Below are 19,503 nucleotides of genomic sequence, written 5' to 3'. Positions count from 1 at the left end.
CTTTATCTAGTGTTTATTCTAATTACTTGATCTTTTTATGTAAATCGAGGAATTCAGGACTCCATATAAAGCCATACTTAATATACACATTAATATTTCAAGATAATGAAATAAGTTAAAATTTAGTAACGAACGAATTGAAATAACTAATATACAAAAAAGAATTTATATGCTTTAATAGCCTCATAGAAATTACGGGAAATCAAAAAATGGGGGTATATATGAATATAGAACAAATAAGGTATATCGTGGAAATTGCAAAAGTAGAATCAATTACGAAAGCAGCAAAAAACCTTCATGTATCTGCGTCAGCAGTCAGTCAATCAATACTCCAATTGGAAAAAAATATAAATTTCAAATTATTCATTCGGTTAAAATCGAAAACGATTCCATCTGAAGAAGGAAGAGTCGTTATTGACCTTGCTAGTAAGGTATTAGAACAAATAGAAAAGTTAGAACAGAGCATAAAAATTCAAAATAATTCAATCAAAAATGAACTAAAGATAGTTTGTGTTCCAGGAATCACGTATATCGTTACCGAATCCATTTTAAAATTCAAAAATGATTATCCAGATATTGATGTCCATGTTCAAGAAGTTGACCCAACGGAGATAGTACATTTCATCAAAACTGATCATCCAGATATTGCATTATTGCCAGCAACTGAACAAACCCTAAGTCAGGAATCCGATATATTGTATGAATGGTTATGCAGTACTCAGCTTTGCATTCTTGTCGGAAAAACATCACCTTTCTACCATTATGATGAAGTTACTCCTGAAGATTTACAAAACGAACAGTTAGTTATTTATAAAATGAATTCATTTGTAGATTTTCATCGCTTAATTTTTAACAAAAACAAATTCCTATTCATTTCTAGTAATTCAGATAATATTCGTTCAGCCGTAAAAAACGGCATAGCTATTGCTCTCGCACGAAATATAACATTAAAAAATGATGTAGATGTTCTTAATGGGTCAATCAAAATAATCCCTTTAATAACCAAGTCCACCTATATTAGTAATGAGTTTTGGGCAGTTTGTTTAAGACAAAAACAATTTTCTAATTCGGCTAACAATTTCATTACTTATTTAAAAACTAATCTATAATATTTTTTCACTATAATGATTACAGATGATAATTCAGGAATTTAGAAATGTCAACCTAATGGTTTGGAACTCTTATTACCTTTTTTACATCCTTATTACTTTACTTATAAACAAAAATACCCCAAAGTAGCTCTATTTAGCTCTACTTCGGGGTACGTTTAAAAATTGACTTATATTACTAATTTATTACTTTACTACTGTAATTTTTTTCGGTGTCGTTGTTATTTTAAATCCATCTTTTGTAACAACATCAGCCGAGATATAATAAGTGCCACTTTGAACCTTCTCAGCTGGAGTCCATTTCAGGCGTAACGTATGCTCATCTTCTACCACTGCTGTATCAACTACTTTCCCATTCGCATCCTTCACATACACTTTCCAATCCACTCGATTATTCGCGTAACTGGTAATAGTAGCAGGTGTACTAGTAGTTACATTTGTTCCAGATACATTAAAGAAAGTCAAGACCATGTTCTCGTTAATAAAAGAAGGATCTCCCCATACTGAGTAGCTTTGGTTATAAGCGTAGTCAACTCCCATGACGACAATGCTCTTAGGATTGTTTGGAACTAGAACAGAAGTTTCCCCAATCTTTGTTTCATAATACTGATTATCAACAAAAAGAATCGCTCCTTTATAACCGCTACCACCTTTATTGTCTGCTGCTTTAAATGAAATTTCATATTTACCATCTTTTGGTTCAACTTTTATATCCGTAACCTTCACTTGTCCAGAATCGACCTTAATCGGAAGTTTCACTACTTGTGGCTTCGCATTTTTATAATCTAATGTAGTTTTTAAAACATAATTATAATTTCCGTCAGGTACTAAATTGCCTTTTTCATCTGTTTCATCCCATGTATAATCTGGAAAATCAAATTCATCAAATTTGTAGAAATAGTTTCCAGAGAACATGCTGTTTTTTCTTAATTTTAGTGGAGAACCATTTTCAGTATACTCTCCTAAGTTGCCAAGCCAATTTACTTTCTTTCCTTTTGAATCTTCCACGTACATTTCTGTTTCTTTTAAGTTACGGAAAGCAGTAAATGATGGGAAGACACCAGGTGCAACTGAATTTGGAGAAACAGCCATATGATCTACTACATCAAAATCTCCGATTGCTCTGTTATATCCAATTGGGGTTTCCGTCATATCATCCCAAAGTGCTGTATATCCTAAGAAAGCATCATTATCCCAAGCAACAGGATCAATATTTTTTGGTTGGTCCCATTCGCCATTGTATCCCATATAAGGAACAGTTAATGGAACAGCCAAACTACTGTTTTTTCCGGTTGGCACAAGACGTACAAATCCCTCTAAAAAAGCATCTTTCTTTAAAGTTCTTGGCAGTCGAATTTCTATTTTTAGATTTTTTTCTTGTCCTTGTTTTATCTTTAATGCGGCTCCTTGTACATCAGTGATTTTTTCATCGTTCACATAGATGGAAGCTCCTTCGACGCGCTTACTTTTTAACGTTAAATATTCATTAGAATAATCTGATTTCCCATCATTGTTGAAGTCAAAATTTTTCGTTTCTGTTCCATCTGTTAATAAATCAACATTTACAGTATATTCTAATTCTTCTTTTGTTTTAAGATTTTGAAGTGCTTCCACATTCAAATTGAAGACCGCTCTATCATTTTTAATTTCTTTTAATGCAACCGCTCCTGCTTGCTCTAAAGGTGTATTTTTCCTAGTTACAAGTACAGGTGTACTAATCGCATTTTTGATTTGCATTAAGCCCGACCCTTGAATACGAGGAGAGTAAGGTACTTCGTTATTCGTACGTGGATCTTGCACGATCTTTGCCGTATTCATTAATGCTATTTTAGTTTTTAATGCAGCTTCTTCTGAGTGTTTAAGCCCTTTATCATATAAAGATTGCAGCACAAGTGCTGAACCACCAGCGACATGTGGAGTTGCCATAGAAGTTCCACTGTACACATCATATTGGTTACCAGGAACTGTCGAATAGATATTTCCACCAGGAGCAGAAATTTCCGGTTTAAAATCTAATGTATAAGGAGCTCCATAAGATGAGAAATAGGACATCGTATCTTTATCTGGGTTATCTACATAAATCCCAATGGATGATTTCATTTTAACGATTTGTCCGTTTGATAGTTTTTGGATTAATGCATCTCCAACAGCTTTACCTGTCGTTGCTGAAGGAATAAAGTAAGAACTGAAGACAAAATTCGGGTAATCCTTTACTGCTGATGGTGGTACTACGATTACTGCTAATGCCCCTCTTTTTCTGGCTTCCCCTTGAATATACGAATAACTTCCATATCCATTTGGTGGAATCGGTTTTGCAACGACGATTTTTCCAGCCACGTCTTTCCCATTAAAGTCTGCAGTTGTACCTTCGCCTACATAAACAAGATCATAACTTTGATCATGTACTAATGCATTAGAAAACGGCATTCCCGATGAATTTCTATACGGCAAAGTAAATCCATCTGAGGATTGTAAAGCATTCATATGAATTTTCGTATTTTCATATGAAGCCACTGATAAAGCATACGGACTTACTCCAGGTTGCCCAACTGTTCCAATATCTGGATTTTCTGCAAATGGTTGAGTAGACCATGGTAGAAGATTATTCTGCGTACTATAAGCTGCATTTCCTCCAGCTACAACTACTAACGTCCCTTGTTCAGTAGCTTCACGAATCGCCTTTTGAACAAGGTCATCGTCTTCTCCTACCCATCCCGCATCACTACCTAAACTCATGTTAATGACATCAGCACCCATCGTCATTGCATGCTGAATACCTGCAATAATGTCATCTTCCCATGCTCCTCCGCCTTGATCAGAGAATACTTTTTCTGCTAATAATTGGACTCCAGGTGCAATACCAAGTACACCATCATTTGCTTCATCACCATTCGCACCAATTGTTCCGGATACATGTGTACCATGAGGATTTCCATTTGCGCCGTGTGGAATGACATCTGTATCATTATCCGCCCAGTCGTATCCAGTTGGAACTTTATCACTGTACCAAGTTTCATTAACTGCAGTTTCGTTAAATTTAGATGCACTGTTTTCTCGCGTTAATTTCTCCAGTTTCTTTCCTTTTTCTGTTATTGTCATATCTTTATGAGTCCAATCAATTCCTGAATCAACTACTCCGACAACAAGCCCTTCACCTTTGTATCCGTATGACTCCCATACTTTTTGAGCTTGTACTAATTCTTTACTTGCAGCCATAGAAGGTTGGAACGTTCTTGCAAGATGAACTTTCTTTACACCATCTATAGATTGTATTTCTTCTAAATTCTTAAACTGCGTATCTATACTAAAACCATTAAAACCTTTATAGAAACGGTGTTTTATAGTCTTCTTAGTTTTCGTTTTAGAAAGCTTAGAGATAACATCGTCCTGAATTGCCTTATCCTTTTTCTCTTTCGTTTGTTCGTTATCTTTCGCTGAATCTGTCGCATTTTCTACTTCAACGATCATCCTAACTTGATCATTTGGCTTATATTCAGCTAATACTTCATTTGGTTTATCTTTCATCGTTTCATAACCAAATTTGTCTTTTTCCTTAGCGTTTGCCAATTCTTCTTTACTTAAAAAGCCATTTTTCAATATTTCAGAGATATTGGCTTTTTGACCCAATTCGTTTGGAATTCCTGATTCATCTGGTGTTCCTTCTGCAAATACAGGAGTTGATAATAACATTGTCGATAATGCTACAGATGTAATGACTTTGTACGGAAAAACTTTACTTTTTTTTTTCAACTTTCCTACACCTTCCAATCTATTATTCTTAAAAAGTAGTTTTTTCAATAAACCAAAAATTCATATGGAAAAGAACGATAGCTGTTCAAACATACAATCTTTTTGCTTTGACAATCGACCACTCTCTTAAGAAAAGATTAGTTATTTATCTGAATATTTGCAATTTAGTTTTTTTAATGAAAGGTAAGTTAATCTTATTTATTTCGGGATAAAAATTTGTCTTAAGACAATTGTCACAAGTTATTTTTTAAAAAATTTAAAAATATTGATAAATTATTGAATGATAATATTCATCTTAAAACTACTTAGTTAAGCCAAGTCTATCGTTTTACTTTCTAGTCAAATACTTAATTAAAATTTTATTAATATACAATTAAAGTTCTATAAAAAATAATATTAAATCTAATCCATTATTAAAGTTCGCTTATTTGATCGTGTTTGTTTAACTAAAAATCACTACTTTTTTCCTAATAAATTTACGGACCATTCCATTCAACTTTTGCCTCGAAAATTGAAATACTTAAAAGCTAAAATTCTTTAGAATAGCGTCAAAAAATAAAAAAAACTCAACCTAAAAGATTGAGCTTCTATCACTTCATATGAACATATATTTATTAATGATTTGATATTTCCTTATGTTACAAAAATTTATTATACTCCTAATTCCTCTTTTATGTCTTCAAGCGTTTTTCCTTTGTATTTTTTCTTTGGCGTTTCTGGTATACTATCTATTTTTTCATTTTGCTTCATGTAATTCTTTTCCACAAAGAACAGGTCTTTCTCATCCACTTTGCCATCAAAATTAATATCAGCGCTACGTTTATTTGTTCCCCAATATACTTGAATTGCCACAGCATCCATGATATCAATGACACTATCTTTGTTCACGTCTCCTGCAGTTAGATCATCTAGACCCAAAAGTTTTGACTTTCCATAAAGAGTCCCATATAAATCACCAAAAACTGTAAAAGTTGAGGTAGCTGTAAAATGTCCAGGAGCATCCAAGGTTACTCTAAATTCATCATTCGAAACTGGTAAATTGATAGCAAAAGATCCTAACTGATCAATAGGACTTGTAAATTCTTTCTCTTGAGTATTTCTAATTTTAAAAGTTATTCCCGCTTTTGAGTAATCTACAATATTATTAGATAACGCTTCTGCTTTTAAATAATCATTCACTCTGGAGAATGTAGGTAAAACCTTTATATTTGGAATGACAGTAAATGGTTTTGTCACTTGCCCATCACTGCTTGTAAATGTTGATTGCATGTTTTTTATAGTAGAATCATAATATATATTTGTGCTAATTGGCAATTCAACGGTGACATCTACTAATGGAATATCCCCTGTTATCTCTTTCGTACCATCAAAGAAAAGTTTTATGACTGTATTGGCATTGATACTACCTTTATCTATTGTATTAGCGAAACATTCTTATTCACGCTTCTATTAGCAAGTATGGTAAATGAAGGATCAGTTGCCAATTTCACACCATTTTTCTCTCCATCTTTTGATCCTCTTACATCGGTTTGAAATTTCACACTTACATCAAAAGTTTTAGCTACTACTCCATTGTTATCGATCTTAACAGAACGATTATCAACTATATCTTTATTGTTAAATAGTTTTGTTCCAAAGCTAAGTGCACCTGTTTCTTCTTTAATCTGATTTACTTTATCATGAATCATCATAGGTGTTTTTTCCGAAACTTTGATTTCAATACTTGAGTGAATAGCCATTAAAGGATCTACACGTCCAGCCCCTACGTCAAATACACTATACGGGTTACTTAACGGATGTGCTGTATTCATTAAAATAGCTTTTATATCATTCGGTTTCAATTTTGAGTTTGCTTGCAATAATAATGCAGCAATTCCAGATACATTCGGTGTGGCCATTGATGTACCTGATAAACGCTCGTATGAATATTTATAATCGGAAGGGTTATCAGGATTATTTTTATAAAAAGGAACAGTCGACATAACCCCTACACCAGGAGCTGTGATTTCCGGTTTGATATCATAATTAACTCGTGATGGACCTCGCGAGCTGAAGTCCGCTAAAAAATCTCCTTGCGCCTGGATTTGTCCCATTTCTCCAAAATTAAAATAAGTATAACCTGCTCGTATTTTTTGTAAAATAGCGGTTCCGTCTGAATTTGATAAGGAAAACGCTGGTAAATAGTTTTTGCCTTCTCCTAAATAACTTTGGATATGTCCTTGCCCCTTAATAAGACTATAGATCAGAACAGCTGCTGCTCCGTTTTGTTTAGCATTTTGGATGATAGAATCTAACGAATATTGATTGTTGTTTGCAATCACTACTTTCCCTTTCACATCTTTACCATTATAGTAAGGTAAATTCCCAGATCCTACATCTACAATGGGAAGGGTTTGGCCATTTAAAGTAGATATGTAATCAGCATAATTTTTGGCCATAAGGCGTAAATCTGCCGATACATTCTCAATGCAACCTTTAAATGTATCAATTTTAAATGGCGTATTGCTTGCTCCAACTGTCAAAGCCAGGGCAGCCGTACCAGGAGAACCTAAAGTATATGCACTACTTCCAGAATTTCCAGCAGCTACAACAACGGTTACACCGCTAAGAACCGCATTATTGACAGCAATACTTGTTGGAAACAGTGGATCGCTATCATTTGAGCCAAGAGACAAGTTCATTACATCTACACTGTCTGAAACTGCTTTATCAATTCCTGCTAAAACATTTTCCATCGATCCACTTCCATAAGGCCCAAGTACTCGATAAACATATAGGTCTGCATCGGGTGCCACACCAGTTGTTGCGTAGTCACTATCGTTTGTTCCTCTTCCTGCGATGATGCCGGATACATGTGTACCATGTTCTGTGTAGTACGTTATTCCACCATTTATTTCTGGTTTTCCAGACTTCTTCCAATCTGAATACGTGGTTTCCATTGGATCATTATCATGATCTACAAAGTCGTATCCACCTTTATAGGCAGCTTGTAAATCAGGGTGATTATAGTCGATTCCCGTATCAATAACCGCAACTTTCACACCTTTTCCCGTATAACCTTCCGCATGGAGTTGTTTCAGCCCAAGAAAAGAATCCTCTTCATCCATTTTAGGGGAATTGGCTAATTGAGTATCCTCTGTCTCAATTGATGGTGGTTCAATTTGCATTTGCACATTACTATACACCGCTTGTACAGCTTCAGATTTCTGTAAAGTCTTAATCATATTCGCTGGTATTTTCAACGCTAAGCCATTGAAAGTATGTTTGTATGTTTGTTCTATTTCGAAAGATGCTATCTTTTTCTTTCCATGAACTTTAAAAGCATTCATTAAATCCTTTTTGAACGCCTCATGGTCAGCAGTTACATCCTTCTTCGCTTGAGTTTCTGACAAGCGTTCCCCTTGCAGTGCCGATTGTAGTACTGCAACTTTATCCGGCTTATGTTTGAATTGTACAATCACTGAAACCTCCTTCTCACTTTCCAAATCCACGCTCGAATCTAGGTGAAGTCCGGATTGCTCGACTATTGAAAGCTGTTGCAAAGATTTACGTTGTTCTGGTGTAAGTTTAGCTAAAATCGATTCTGTATTAAGAGTAGTTGCATGCACTCTACTTGGCGCTCTAAAATTTAATGCCGATAGACTACTTGTAGTAAGAACTGCTATAATGCTCAATTTAATGAACTTCTTTTTCATCTTTCCATCTCCTTTAAGAATTGATTAGCCAGTTTAAAAAAATAATAGTTACTGAATTGAAGAAACCTACTAACTCAAGTTCCTTCGCATTTTTAATGAGCTTTTTTCCAATGCCATTCCATTTTCATTAAGAAAATATACTTTTTTAGATTACGTAAATCCTTTAAACATTCCCCTAATACAGGAATAATCAAAATATTGCCAACAATATAATCTTATTTGAATGAAACACTTAGCTGTTTTTTACAAATTTTTACACCTTCCAATCTAAACTAAATAAAAAGTAGTTGTTTAAAATTCAAAAAAAATCTTTTGGAACTAAATTTTAGCTGAATAAACATGGAACCATTTTGTTTTTAAAATAGACTACTTTCCTCCAGTTTAGATTAAGTAATTTTCAGAATATTAACAATTTATTTTTTCTTATGTAATATAAGGAAAACTTATATAATACGGGAAAAAATTAACCTTAAGCTATATGTCACAGGTCAATTTTTTTCGTAATCTCTAATATTAATTAGAAACATTATGATGGCGAAATAAAATTCATTTTGTAATTTACGAATTTTTTAATATTCCTAGTTTCAATTAAAACCTTACTTTTTCCTAGAATACTTTTCTATCTATTTCTTTCCTACCTTCTTATACGTAGTAAACCTACTACCCATATCATTTAATAGTGCAATTATTTATTTGAATATTTTTAACATTATAATTATTTAATCAATTTGTAATCATTTGTTCATATATCGTTCATAAATGAATTCTATATTTTTGATTATAAAAAATGGAAGGAGCCTATAAAGTGTCTAGTAATTCTATTTATCCTTACTAACTTTTAACAAACTATTAAACAACGAGACTTTCACCTTGATCTTTATACTTTGTCTTTAGTCAGTTTATAAGAGAAATTATTAGACATAAGATTTAAGTTGCTAATCAATCATTAAAATTAACCTACCTCTACGACTCTTCAAACATATGAATTTACCATTAGAAAGGAATGAGTTCAATTAAAAAGTCACTTATCATCCCAACAATCTGTTTACAGCTTGCGCTAATTCCCAGCTTAGTTTTGGGACAAACAACCGAACAAACTGACATTTCTGGCATTAAACCTGTCGATTCAGAGAAAGGGCAGGCTACTAACATTAAGACTGTTACATTACTTACTGGAGACAAAGTGGAGGTTACAACAGCACTGGACGGTAATCTATCGCTTAACGTCCAACCTGCACCAGGACGAGAAGGCGTCAACTTTTATGAGTCAGTCACTCGTGATAAAACCGGCAAACAAAACGCTACCGTCATTCCAATGGACGCTGTTCCACTAGTAGACTCTAAAGCACTCGACGAGAGGCTGTTTGATATCGACCAGCTAATCGCAGACGGGTATACGAACGAAAAGTCTGATTCTTTACCACTGATCGTTGGCTACAAGGACGACGCAGCAGTTTCTAGTTCTGATCCTTCCTCGCTGGGTGCGCTGAATATCGATCGTAATCTTCCAAGTCTGCACGGCTTTGCTGCAGATGTCGATCATGACGAAGCAGCAAAGCTTTGGAAACAGTTAACTACTGGCTCAAGTACACTGACACTCGATAATAATGTAAAGAAAGTCTGGTTGGATGGAAAAGTCCATATTGAGGACGTTGAGGCCAATAACTTAATTGGTTCACCCACCGTTTGGGCGTCTGGATACACTGGAAAGGGCGCCACTGTTGCCATTCTCGACTCAGGATACGATGCTACTCATCCCGACCTAGCAGGTCGAGTTATCGAAGCGAAGGATTTCACCGACACAAATGGAGTAGCCAAAGATACTTTGGGTCATGGTACACACGTAGCGAGCATCATCGCAGGAACTGGTGCTGCGTCTGACGGTATGTACCGCGGAGTTGCCCCGGACACTAGCCTGTTAATTGGAAAAGTATGTACCAATAGCAGCTGCGAGGAAAGCGATATTGTTGCCGGCATGGAGTGGGCTTCTAGTAAACACCCTGCTGCTATTAATATGAGCCTCGGTGGTGATCCGTCGGATGGCACCGACTCAATCTCTCAAGCTGTGAACAGATTGACAGAACAGACTGGCACATTGTTCGTTATTTCGGCAGGTAATTCAGGTGCGCCGTTCACTGTAGGGAATCCAGGTTCCGCGGACGCCGCGCTGACCGTGGCTAGCTCCACTAAGACAGATACGTTATCTACCTACTCAAGTCAGGGTCCGCGAGTAGGTGACCTAGCGCTAAAGCCAGACATCACCGCACCAGGGCAAGCTATTATTGCTGCGCGTGCTGCTGGGACTAATGCAGGTTCTCCAATTGACAGCATGTACACGAACATGAGTGGTACTTCGATGGCTGCACCGCATGTGACGGGCGCTGTTGCGATCATGAAGCAACTGCACCCCGACTGGACGGCTACACAGTTAAAAGCAGCATTAATGAGTAGTGCTAAGCCTCTTAGCGGAGTGTCAGTATATGGGCAAGGTGCCGGACGCCTCGACCTAGTTAGGGCAACAAATACGAATGTATATGCAACAAGTGGCAGTGTCAGCCTTGGCTTTCCATTCCCTCACTCTTCAGAGAAAGTCAACAGAACGGTGACATATCGAAATGATAGCGCTACTGATGTTACGCTGGAGTTGAAAACGAATGTTGCTGGGCCAGACGGCAAATCAGCACCAGATGGGATGTTCAATTTCAGTAGCAGCAAAGTTACAGTTCCAGCAAAAGGGACAGCATCGTTAGAAGTAACTGTGGATCCGTCTAAAGTGGGAAAATTAGGAGCTTACTCTGGGTATTTGACTGCAACAGCTGGAGAAACTTCTGTGAATACCGCGATTGGCGCTTACTTTGACATAGAAGCATATCCTTTGACAGTGCGCACGATTGATCGGAACGGCAATGCACCGACATCGGTTAGAGGAATCGCGTTTAACTCAGATACTGGCGAGAATTTTCAGCTGAACTTCTCTGATGGTGTATCTAATCAGCGATTACCTGTTGGCCATTACGACTTCAATACATTCATTGAATCGGTTGATTCAAAAGGACACAGAAAGGCAACAATTGCAACTCGACCAGACTTTTTGGTAAGTAAGAACGGAAATAAAAATGTGATATTGGATGCACGCACCGCGCTACCGATCACGGTAAAGGTGGACAAAGACAATGCAGGACGAGTTCACGCAGAAGTGTTCCATAAGTCGCAAATCATTAGCGATGAGGGCAATAATATTTCGTCCTCACGACAAGCATTCGTTGCGACATACGGTAACGACACCGAGTTTTTCGCTACTCCAACTGTGAAGGTTGCTGATCCAGTGCACCATATTTACCAGTTTGCGTATAGACCAACACTAGTACCAAGGGATGCTAACGGCAAAGTGCCGATGTATACCGCTAATGGCTGGTTCTACAATTTGGTCTTCCATAGTGAAGGTAATATCCCAGCAGATCTAAGCTTCCAAGTTCGCGATAAGGACTTAGCACAGGTTCACACAACATACCACGACCAAGGAAAGGTGGAGAAATTCTTCCGTACTGAACAAAGTTTACTTCCGGGTGGCGGCGGACTTGGTAATAAACACCAATTCGTAGATGCAGCACCACTAGCTGATCGCATAGAGTACTACACCGCTGATAAAGACATTAGTTGGTTGGGAATGATTGTACTTAACAGTGTAACGAATGGTGTAACTGGTCAGGGCGTTACCTACGACACTCGAATTATGAAAAAAGGCAAATCCGAGGTGGAATGGAACCGTGGCCCGGTCAACCCTTCTACAGCGTCAACTTTCGGTGGATTAGAGCTGTTTCCATCCAGGCGAACAGGTGATACAATCTCCTTCGGTCACCGACTATTCTCATTCGGCGAAGAAGGACACGAACTAACTGAATATACTGGGGCATCGAAGCTGACCGGTACAACAGCAGTAACACGTACAGGTGGCAGTTCAGGTTCGGTAGCTAGCCCTGTTGGAATAACTGTCATCGTCCCGGCAGATGATTCTGAATATACTGTCACAACTACTGCAACTCGCCAAGTTGGTTGGTCTGATCTAGGTACTCAAGCAGAAACAACATGGACATTCCACTCCAAGCGCCCAGCCGGAGGTGAAACTACACTACTTCCGCTGTTAATGATCCGTGCAGATGGAGATTTTTATGGAGCTGATGCTGTGACAAGAAGAGATACGGATTTCATCTTAAACCTTGACGTTAATCGTGAGGATGGTGCTAAAGTGAAGCTAACTAAGCTTTCAGTAGAAATCTCATTCGATGACGGAAAGACATGGTCTCAGAATCCTATATTCGCTCAGACTATAGACAGTGGAAAAACAATTATTAACCACACTTCAGGAGGATTCGTTTCACTCCGATTAAAAGCAGAAGATAAATCGGGTAATAAAGTTAGTCAGACTATGATTCGTGCTTTTCGAATTCCAAGTTATAAATAAAACCGTTCCCTAAAAAATAGTATAAGGACACCCCTACGTTTTTCATAGACGTGTATAGAACTAGATCCGAATGGAGAAAGGTTCCGTACACGTTTCTTTTTTCCTTCTCATCGAAGTTTTTTAAAACTTTACTTAATCATTTCTTTTTGATACTCATGTATTATAAAAAAATCTGTTCTAATTATTTTTAATTATCGAATGCATTTAACATCTATTTCATCTAAGCTAACGAGATTCCATTATATTCCAACGAATTTCACCATTATTTCAAGAAATATTAACCTTATCAACCAAGTTCACAGCTTTATCGATAAAATACACATTGTGTTCGCATTTCCAAATATTTGCTTAATTATTTTACAAAGCAAAACCCTTATTGATAAATCAATAACGGGTCAAGTTTATCCTACTATTAAATTATTACTAATTCTCAATCGCTATGTAGTAAAAACTATGTATAGATCGAGATTTCAATTTTGACAACAGACCGTCTCGAATGGTCTGATCCGATCACATAAATCTAGTACTCTTTCATCGTTAGTAAACATGATAGCTACTTTTCCTCTAGTCTTTACCTCTTCTGCTAACAACACATCCAGATCTCTATCTAGTTTCGAATCAAGACTGGCTGTAGGTTCGTCAGATAGCATAATTTCTCAGTCATTCATCCAAGCACTTACAATTGCTACTCTTTGCTTTTCTCTACCAGAAAGATTTTCTGAATAGTAATAATCAAATTGCAAATAAAGAGACTTCATTTATTTAAGCCTCCAATTTATATCCGATTCCACGAATCGTTTTAATCATAAAATCAGACGTTCTCATCCTGAATCTTTCACGTAATCGTTTTATATGAACATCAACAGTCCGCACATCACCATCAAAGTCAGGTCCCCAGATCAATTGAATCAAATCTTCTCTAGTAAAAATACGGTTTGGATATCTTCCGAGTTGGGATAATAATTCAAATTCCTTTAATGGTAAAATAAAAATATTTCCATTAATACTAACTTCATAGCTCATTGGATTAATCACTGTTTGATTCAGATGAATACACTCTGTACTCAGCATTTTATAGCGGCGTAACAACGCTTTGATCCTGAATTGCAATTCTTTTGGTTCAAATGGTTTAACCAAGTAATCATCTGCTCCATATTCGAAACCTATTTCTTTATCTTGTAACTGGTCTTTTGATGAAAGAATGATAATGGGAATATCATAGAAACTACGAATCTCTTCGCACAGCTCATAACCATTTTTATTCGGCATCATAATATCAATAACAGCTAGATGGATTTTTTCTTTTTTAAGAACTTCAGATGCTTCAAGTCCATCACAAGCTTTAAAAATACCAAATCCTTCATTTTGCAAATGCATTGACACTAATTCCCTGATACTGGGATCATCATCAACAATTAAGATATGGTTCATGGTATACCTCCAATTATAGACAACATAGTTAATATAAAATTCTTTATCTTAAATCATTTTCATAAAGTTATTCTTATTCATGACAGTGAATTCTATAGTTCCTGCAATAATAACAGCAATATAAGGTCAATTTTCACAATTGAATTTTACTAGGTCCAACTAGACTTTTTCATGTGACAAATTTCGTGAATTAGAAAATGAACTATAATGTTTCCAAACTTACTATCTACATTTTTTGTTTATGAGAACTCATTAAAAATCACTAAAAATAATTATCTAGTAGGTTTATTTTCCATAAAAAAAAGATAGTTGTGTCAGAGAATTTATCCAAACCTAAACTATCTTTTATAAATTGCATCTTATAAATTGTTATCAAAATCAATATAAAATTCTTAGCTGATTATTTAGTATTAATACAACAAAATATAATCCCCTTTAGTAGACTACCCATCCTTTTTATCAGATAGGCTTTTTTTCGTGTCTACTATAAGAGGATAATCTAGGCTATACTTTTAAAATGTTTCAAATCATTTGTGACATCATTTTTCAAATTACATTTAAGTACTTTATTTAACTTTTATAGTTCGTTTTACAGAATCGCTTTTTTATTGTATTCCAAGTTCACTCTTCACCGTCTCTAACGTCTGCGATTTATATTTCTTTTTCGGAGTAGGTGAATTACTATTTGTTGGATTTTGCATTAAGTAATTTTGTTCGACATATGTCAAATCCTTCGCATCGACAACTCCGTCAAAATTAATATCCGCTGCACGTTTGTTTGTACCCCAATATGTTTGAATATAGAGTGCATCCATTACATCGATCACATCATCTTGATTTACATCACCGGCAACAGCAAATTCACTAATGTATTGTCTAAGTTGTCCCCAAATTATGCCATTCTTCTCGACCCCGATCGGAAGCTGGATTTTCATCATAAAATGTCCTGGCAATTTGAACTCCCAACTAAATGGTTTATCAGTAACAGGAAGCTTAGAAATACGATAGTCTCCATAACTAATGATTGAAGACGTACCATCATATTTCTTACCGTTAGCATCGATTAATTGAATTGATGCTCCAAGTTTTGTCCAATCAGCGTTGTATGCTATGCCACTTGCTTTTAACGTGCCATATAATTCAGAGAATGTAGGCTGTAGTTGCCATTCCATTCCCGCTGAAGAGATGGAAATTCGATTACCTAACTCATTTGAATAAGCAACTGTCGGATTAATTGCTGCACTTACTGCAAATGCTGTATCCTTCGCTTTTAAAGTTAGATTGATTGCTGGGATATTACCAGTCACTGACTTTGTTCCATCCATCATCAACTTTACTATTGAATTATTGCCTATCGTTTCAACAGTTACACCTGCTGTGCCGTAATTCGCTAGTGCATTATTTGGCTTTGCGTCTATGATTTCAAGGCTTTGGCCAATGTTGCTAAGAGTCCACTCTGCTGATTTTAACTTATCTATGTTATTTAAAACTAGGGTTGTAGATATTGTTTCTCCCATTTTGACGGTTGTTTTGTCAGTCTTTATATATCCGTACGGTGTACCCGCTTTAACAAAATAGTAGTTTTTCTTGTCAGATGTATTTTGCGCCCAGTCTAGTCCATTTAATGTAAAACGTAAGAATGGATTGGATTCATTCATCGGTACATCTAGATTTACAGTTCCATCTGCCCCGACTGGAAGGACAGGATTAAAGTTTCCATTAATTGAATAGTTGAGCTTGTTGACAGACTGATTTATGTTCAATCCAGATACCATCAATTTTTCCACATCTTCATCTTTAACTTTAACTTGAAGAGGCACTGATTTTTGTCCTGGTTGATATTCAATAACTGGTGATTCATTTTGGTCTAAGTTAGTTGAAATGTCTGGGCTATTATTATCGATATACACATCATTATAAGTTGTAAAAGTATGATTTCGCTCACTTGTACCAATCGCTTTTATCTGGTAATGTCCAGGTTTTGCGTAGCTCCGTATAGTAGAAATTGGCTTGTCAGGTTTTCCAGTAAATGCATAATAAGTACCATCAAAAACGTTGCTAATAAAATAATTAGTATTATCATACGAATCTTCCATTGGAATTGTTTCTAAAAAGCCAATATCCTGACCAGTTTTTCCGTCTTCTAAAACTAAATCAAGCTTTTTCATAGGAGCTTTCAAGTTAAAATTCAATGCAACACTAGTAGTAGTATTAAATGAACGTTTTACATGTAAATGCGGCGGTGAGATTGCATTTGAAGAAAGGGAAGTAGAGTTAAACCCTTCTCCTGTGACACGAACTCCGAATGGAATTCGATATTGATCCTTTTTGTCTGTTGTATTTGTAACTACTAAATCCCCTTCATATATCCCCTGATTTGCTGAATTCGGAATCTTAAGTGTAGTATTAACTGGTACCGATTTCTTTCCGTCTACCTCCACAAGTGGAGCCACATCTAATTTGACACCGTTAGCTTTCGCATCGAGTGAACCATTTGCACCTGTTTTAAATTTGACTGCTACCTTGAACGTTTTCGTTTCGTTATCAAGATTCTGGAATGTTAATTTCTTAGTGATAGTCTGTTTAGAATCAGCATATTGACTTCCAAAGCTAATTCCGCCTGTTTGATCTTTCATCATAACTACTTTTCCGTTCACAGGAATTGGCGTTTCATCTTGAACTTGAAGCATCATTCCTGTATGAATAGCACGATAAGGATCTACTCTTCCTGCTCCTACATCAAATACACTATTGCTTTCATCCATAGGTTTAGCTGTATTCATCAAAATCGTTTTAATATCTCCTGGCTGAAGATTTGGATTCGCCTGAAGTAGCAGAGCAGCAATTCCAGTTACATGTGGAGCAGCCATTGATGTACCTGACATTCGGTTATAAGCATATTTATAATTTGTTGAGTCATTTCGCCAAATCGCATAAGCAGGCACGCTTGATAAAACACTTACACCAGGCGCTGTAATTTCTGGTTTTATATCATAATTTTTACGAGAAGGTCCACGGGAGCTGAAATAAGCCAGTTCGTCACCTTTTGTATATTCTTCTTTAAAATTGTTGAAAGTCATCTTGTTATTACCAGCAGCTAATTGTGTAATTAAATCTAGTCCTTGTTCATAACTAAGCGAAAATGTAGGAACAAAGTTTTGTTCATCTCTAACATATTCTAATGGTCCTGCATTTGGGATATTGTTATAATTTAATACTGCAATTGCTCCATGGTCTTTTGCATAGACAACTTTGTTTTGTGTTCCAATAACTCCAGTACTAACTAAGGCTATTTTTCCAGTTACATCTTTATTCGTGTAATCATTTACATTTCCAACACCTAAATCAACAATCTCTAAAGTTTGTTTATCAAATGATCGTAAGTCTTCTGTAAAGTTTGAATAAAGATTACTTAAATCGTAAGTTTTGTTTGAATCACCGCTTAGTACCCCTGTATATTTCGCGATCGATATCGGAGTACTGCTTGCCCCAACGGTAAGTGCTAATGCAGCTGTTCCCGGTGTTCCAAGTGTATAAGAACTAGGTCCGGTGTTCCCTGCAGAAACAACTGCAGTTACACCGCTAAGTACTGCATAATTAATAGCTGTACTCGTAGGGTAAAATGGATCATTGATGTTTGTTCCTAAAGAAAGATTAATAACATCCATTCCATCCGAGACTGCTTTGTCAATTCCAGCTAAAATAGTATCTAAAACCCCTGTACCATATGGTCCAAGAACACGATATACATATAGATCTGCGTCAGGTGCAATCCCTTCTACAGCAACACCACCAGTGTTTTTAGCTTGACCTGCAATGGTACCTGATACGTGAGTTCCGTGTTCTGTATAATATGCACCTTGCCCTTCTGTTGGTGGTTTCGAACCGCTTTTTACCCAATCATCATACGTTGTTTCCATAGGGTCATTATCGTTGTCAACAAAGTCATATCCGCCTTTATAGGCACCTTTTAAATCTGGATGGTTATAATCGATACCCGTGTCGATTACTCCGACTTTAACACCTTTTCCTGTAAAACCTTCCTCATGCAGCTTATCTACTCCAAGAAATGGTATACTTTCAATATTTCTAGTAGAATCTTTTTCTCCTGTAGTATCTGAAATTACTGGTGGTTCGACAGTAAATGTAGCACTTTTATATACAGCTTTTACAGCATCAGATTGTAGAAGAGACTTAACTTCGTTGGCAGGTAGTTTAATAGAAACTCCGTTGTAAGCAGTTTTAAAACTACGCATAATTTTATAGGGGGATTTCCCGCTTTTCTCCTTTGATGCAGGCATTATTTTCTTTAAATCCGTACTAAAAGAGTCATGTTCACGATCTATGTTACGTTTCGCTTCAGCATTTGTTAGTTTCTTCTCTTTAATAGCAGCTTCAAGAATCGCTGGTTCCTCTGGCTTGGAATTAAATTCGACAATGACAGACGTTTCCTTATCGCTCTTTAGATCTTTTTCATTAAATCCTTGCAGACCATAGTTTTCTGTTGCTTCCATTTTCGTTAATGCATCTCGTTGTTCTTGTGTTAAAGAATTCAAAATTTGTTCAGCCTTTGAATTTGTTGCAGCTGAAGCGGAAACAGTACCATTTTGTGAAGGTGGAATTAGTATTCCCAATAAAATAGCAGCTGTTGCAGTGCTTTTTACAGCTCGACCAAGCCAAGTGAAATTTGATATTTTCATATAACCCCTTACCTCTTTCTAAAATAAATAGTCTATTAGTCACAAATATCGTTTAAAACTTACACCCTTTCTGTTCTTAATACTAATTAATAATCAGAATATTAGCAATTTAGTCTTTCTTATTTGACATTTTTTTAATTTCCATCTTTTCAAAAAAATGATCATACTAGTTCTTTTTACATAACAAATTTTAACTAGTATTCTATAATATTTAAAAATGTTAAAATCCTATTAATTTTGCTGTAACTTAACTATTTTCACCATTTACAAATACTTACTTTATTAACATGAATGAAAAACATTATATAAATATATAATGTTATTAAATAAAAAAGGTTAAATATTGTCCTAAATCA

Annotated in this window: 8 protein-coding genes; 2 read left to right on the top strand and 6 right to left on the bottom strand. The window is 35.9% G+C overall.

All coding sequences use genetic code 11. From position 1 onward, the window contains the following. Window positions 1-221 precede the first annotated feature (221 nt). A complete protein-coding gene (locus tag CN692_RS12070; protein WP_179865588.1) occupies window positions 222-1,109 on the top strand; it encodes a LysR family transcriptional regulator in 888 nt (295 codons plus the stop codon). A 186-nt stretch (window positions 1,110-1,295) separates the two neighbouring features. On the opposite strand, the gene CN692_RS12065 is transcribed toward CN692_RS12070, so the two are convergent. From CN692_RS12065 to CN692_RS12055, 3 genes are all read right to left on the bottom strand, one after another. Further along, the gene (locus CN692_RS12065) at window positions 1,296-4,859 is read right to left on the bottom strand and encodes a S8 family serine peptidase (protein ID WP_306659831.1); all 3,564 of its coding nucleotides are present in this window, start codon (window positions 4,857-4,859) and stop codon (window positions 1,296-1,298) included. A 651-nt stretch (window positions 4,860-5,510) separates the two neighbouring features. Beyond that, window positions 5,511-6,095 (bottom strand): dockerin type I domain-containing protein, encoded by a 585-nt coding sequence (locus tag CN692_RS12060; protein WP_142317362.1) that lies wholly within the window; start codon window positions 6,093-6,095, stop codon window positions 5,511-5,513. A 176-nt stretch (window positions 6,096-6,271) separates the two neighbouring features. Then, window positions 6,272-8,554 carry a S8 family serine peptidase gene (locus CN692_RS12055; protein WP_098119411.1) on the bottom strand — a complete coding sequence of 761 codons (2,283 nt, stop codon included), beginning with the start codon at window positions 8,552-8,554 and terminating at the stop codon, window positions 6,272-6,274. Window positions 8,555-9,557: 1,003 nt separating this feature from the next. On the opposite strand from CN692_RS12055, the gene CN692_RS12050 reads away from it, so the two are divergent. Next, complete coding sequence (locus CN692_RS12050) at window positions 9,558-13,016, top strand: S8 family peptidase (RefSeq protein WP_098119410.1); 3,459 nt, start codon at window positions 9,558-9,560, stop codon at window positions 13,014-13,016. Between the two features lie 470 nt (window positions 13,017-13,486). Here the strand turns inward: CN692_RS12050 and CN692_RS27185 are convergent, their stop codons facing one another. The 3 genes from CN692_RS27185 to CN692_RS12035 all read right to left on the bottom strand — a co-directional run bounded on the left by CN692_RS27185 (window position 13,487) and on the right by CN692_RS12035 (window position 19,147). Beyond that, entirely contained in the window at window positions 13,487-13,666 is a 180-nt protein-coding gene (locus tag CN692_RS27185) for a hypothetical protein (protein ID WP_098119409.1), read from the bottom strand. Between the two features lie 112 nt (window positions 13,667-13,778). Then, the gene (locus CN692_RS12040) at window positions 13,779-14,447 is read right to left on the bottom strand and encodes a response regulator transcription factor (RefSeq protein ID WP_098119408.1); all 669 of its coding nucleotides are present in this window, start codon (window positions 14,445-14,447) and stop codon (window positions 13,779-13,781) included. 605 nt (window positions 14,448-15,052) lie between these two features. Beyond that, window positions 15,053-19,147 carry a S8 family serine peptidase gene (locus CN692_RS12035; protein WP_098119407.1) on the bottom strand — a complete coding sequence of 1,365 codons (4,095 nt, stop codon included), beginning with the start codon at window positions 19,145-19,147 and terminating at the stop codon, window positions 15,053-15,055. Window positions 19,148-19,503 lie beyond the last annotated feature (356 nt).

This window comes from Bacillus sp. AFS002410 (genome assembly GCF_002556365.1).
Taxonomy (GTDB): domain Bacteria; phylum Bacillota; class Bacilli; order Bacillales; family Bacillaceae_G; genus Gottfriedia.
The sequence above is the reverse complement of the archived record's forward strand: the minus strand, read 5'-3'. Positions and strand labels throughout refer to the sequence as shown.

Excerpts from the sequence above, each read along its gene's own strand:
- CN692_RS12055 (WP_098119411.1), bottom strand. The coding sequence starts at position 8,554 with ATGAAAAAGAAGTTCATTAAATTGAGCATTATAGCAGTTCTTACTACA.
- CN692_RS12040 (WP_098119408.1), bottom strand. The coding sequence starts at position 14,447 with ATGAACCATATCTTAATTGTTGATGATGATCCCAGTATCAGGGAATTA.
- CN692_RS12070 (WP_179865588.1), top strand. The coding sequence starts at position 222 with ATGAATATAGAACAAATAAGGTATATCGTGGAAATTGCAAAAGTAGAA.
- CN692_RS27185 (WP_098119409.1), bottom strand. The coding sequence starts at position 13,666 with ATGCTATCTGACGAACCTACAGCCAGTCTTGATTCGAAACTAGATAGA.
- CN692_RS12050 (WP_098119410.1), top strand. The coding sequence starts at position 9,558 with ATGAGTTCAATTAAAAAGTCACTTATCATCCCAACAATCTGTTTACAG.
- CN692_RS12035 (WP_098119407.1), bottom strand. The coding sequence starts at position 19,147 with ATGAAAATATCAAATTTCACTTGGCTTGGTCGAGCTGTAAAAAGCACT.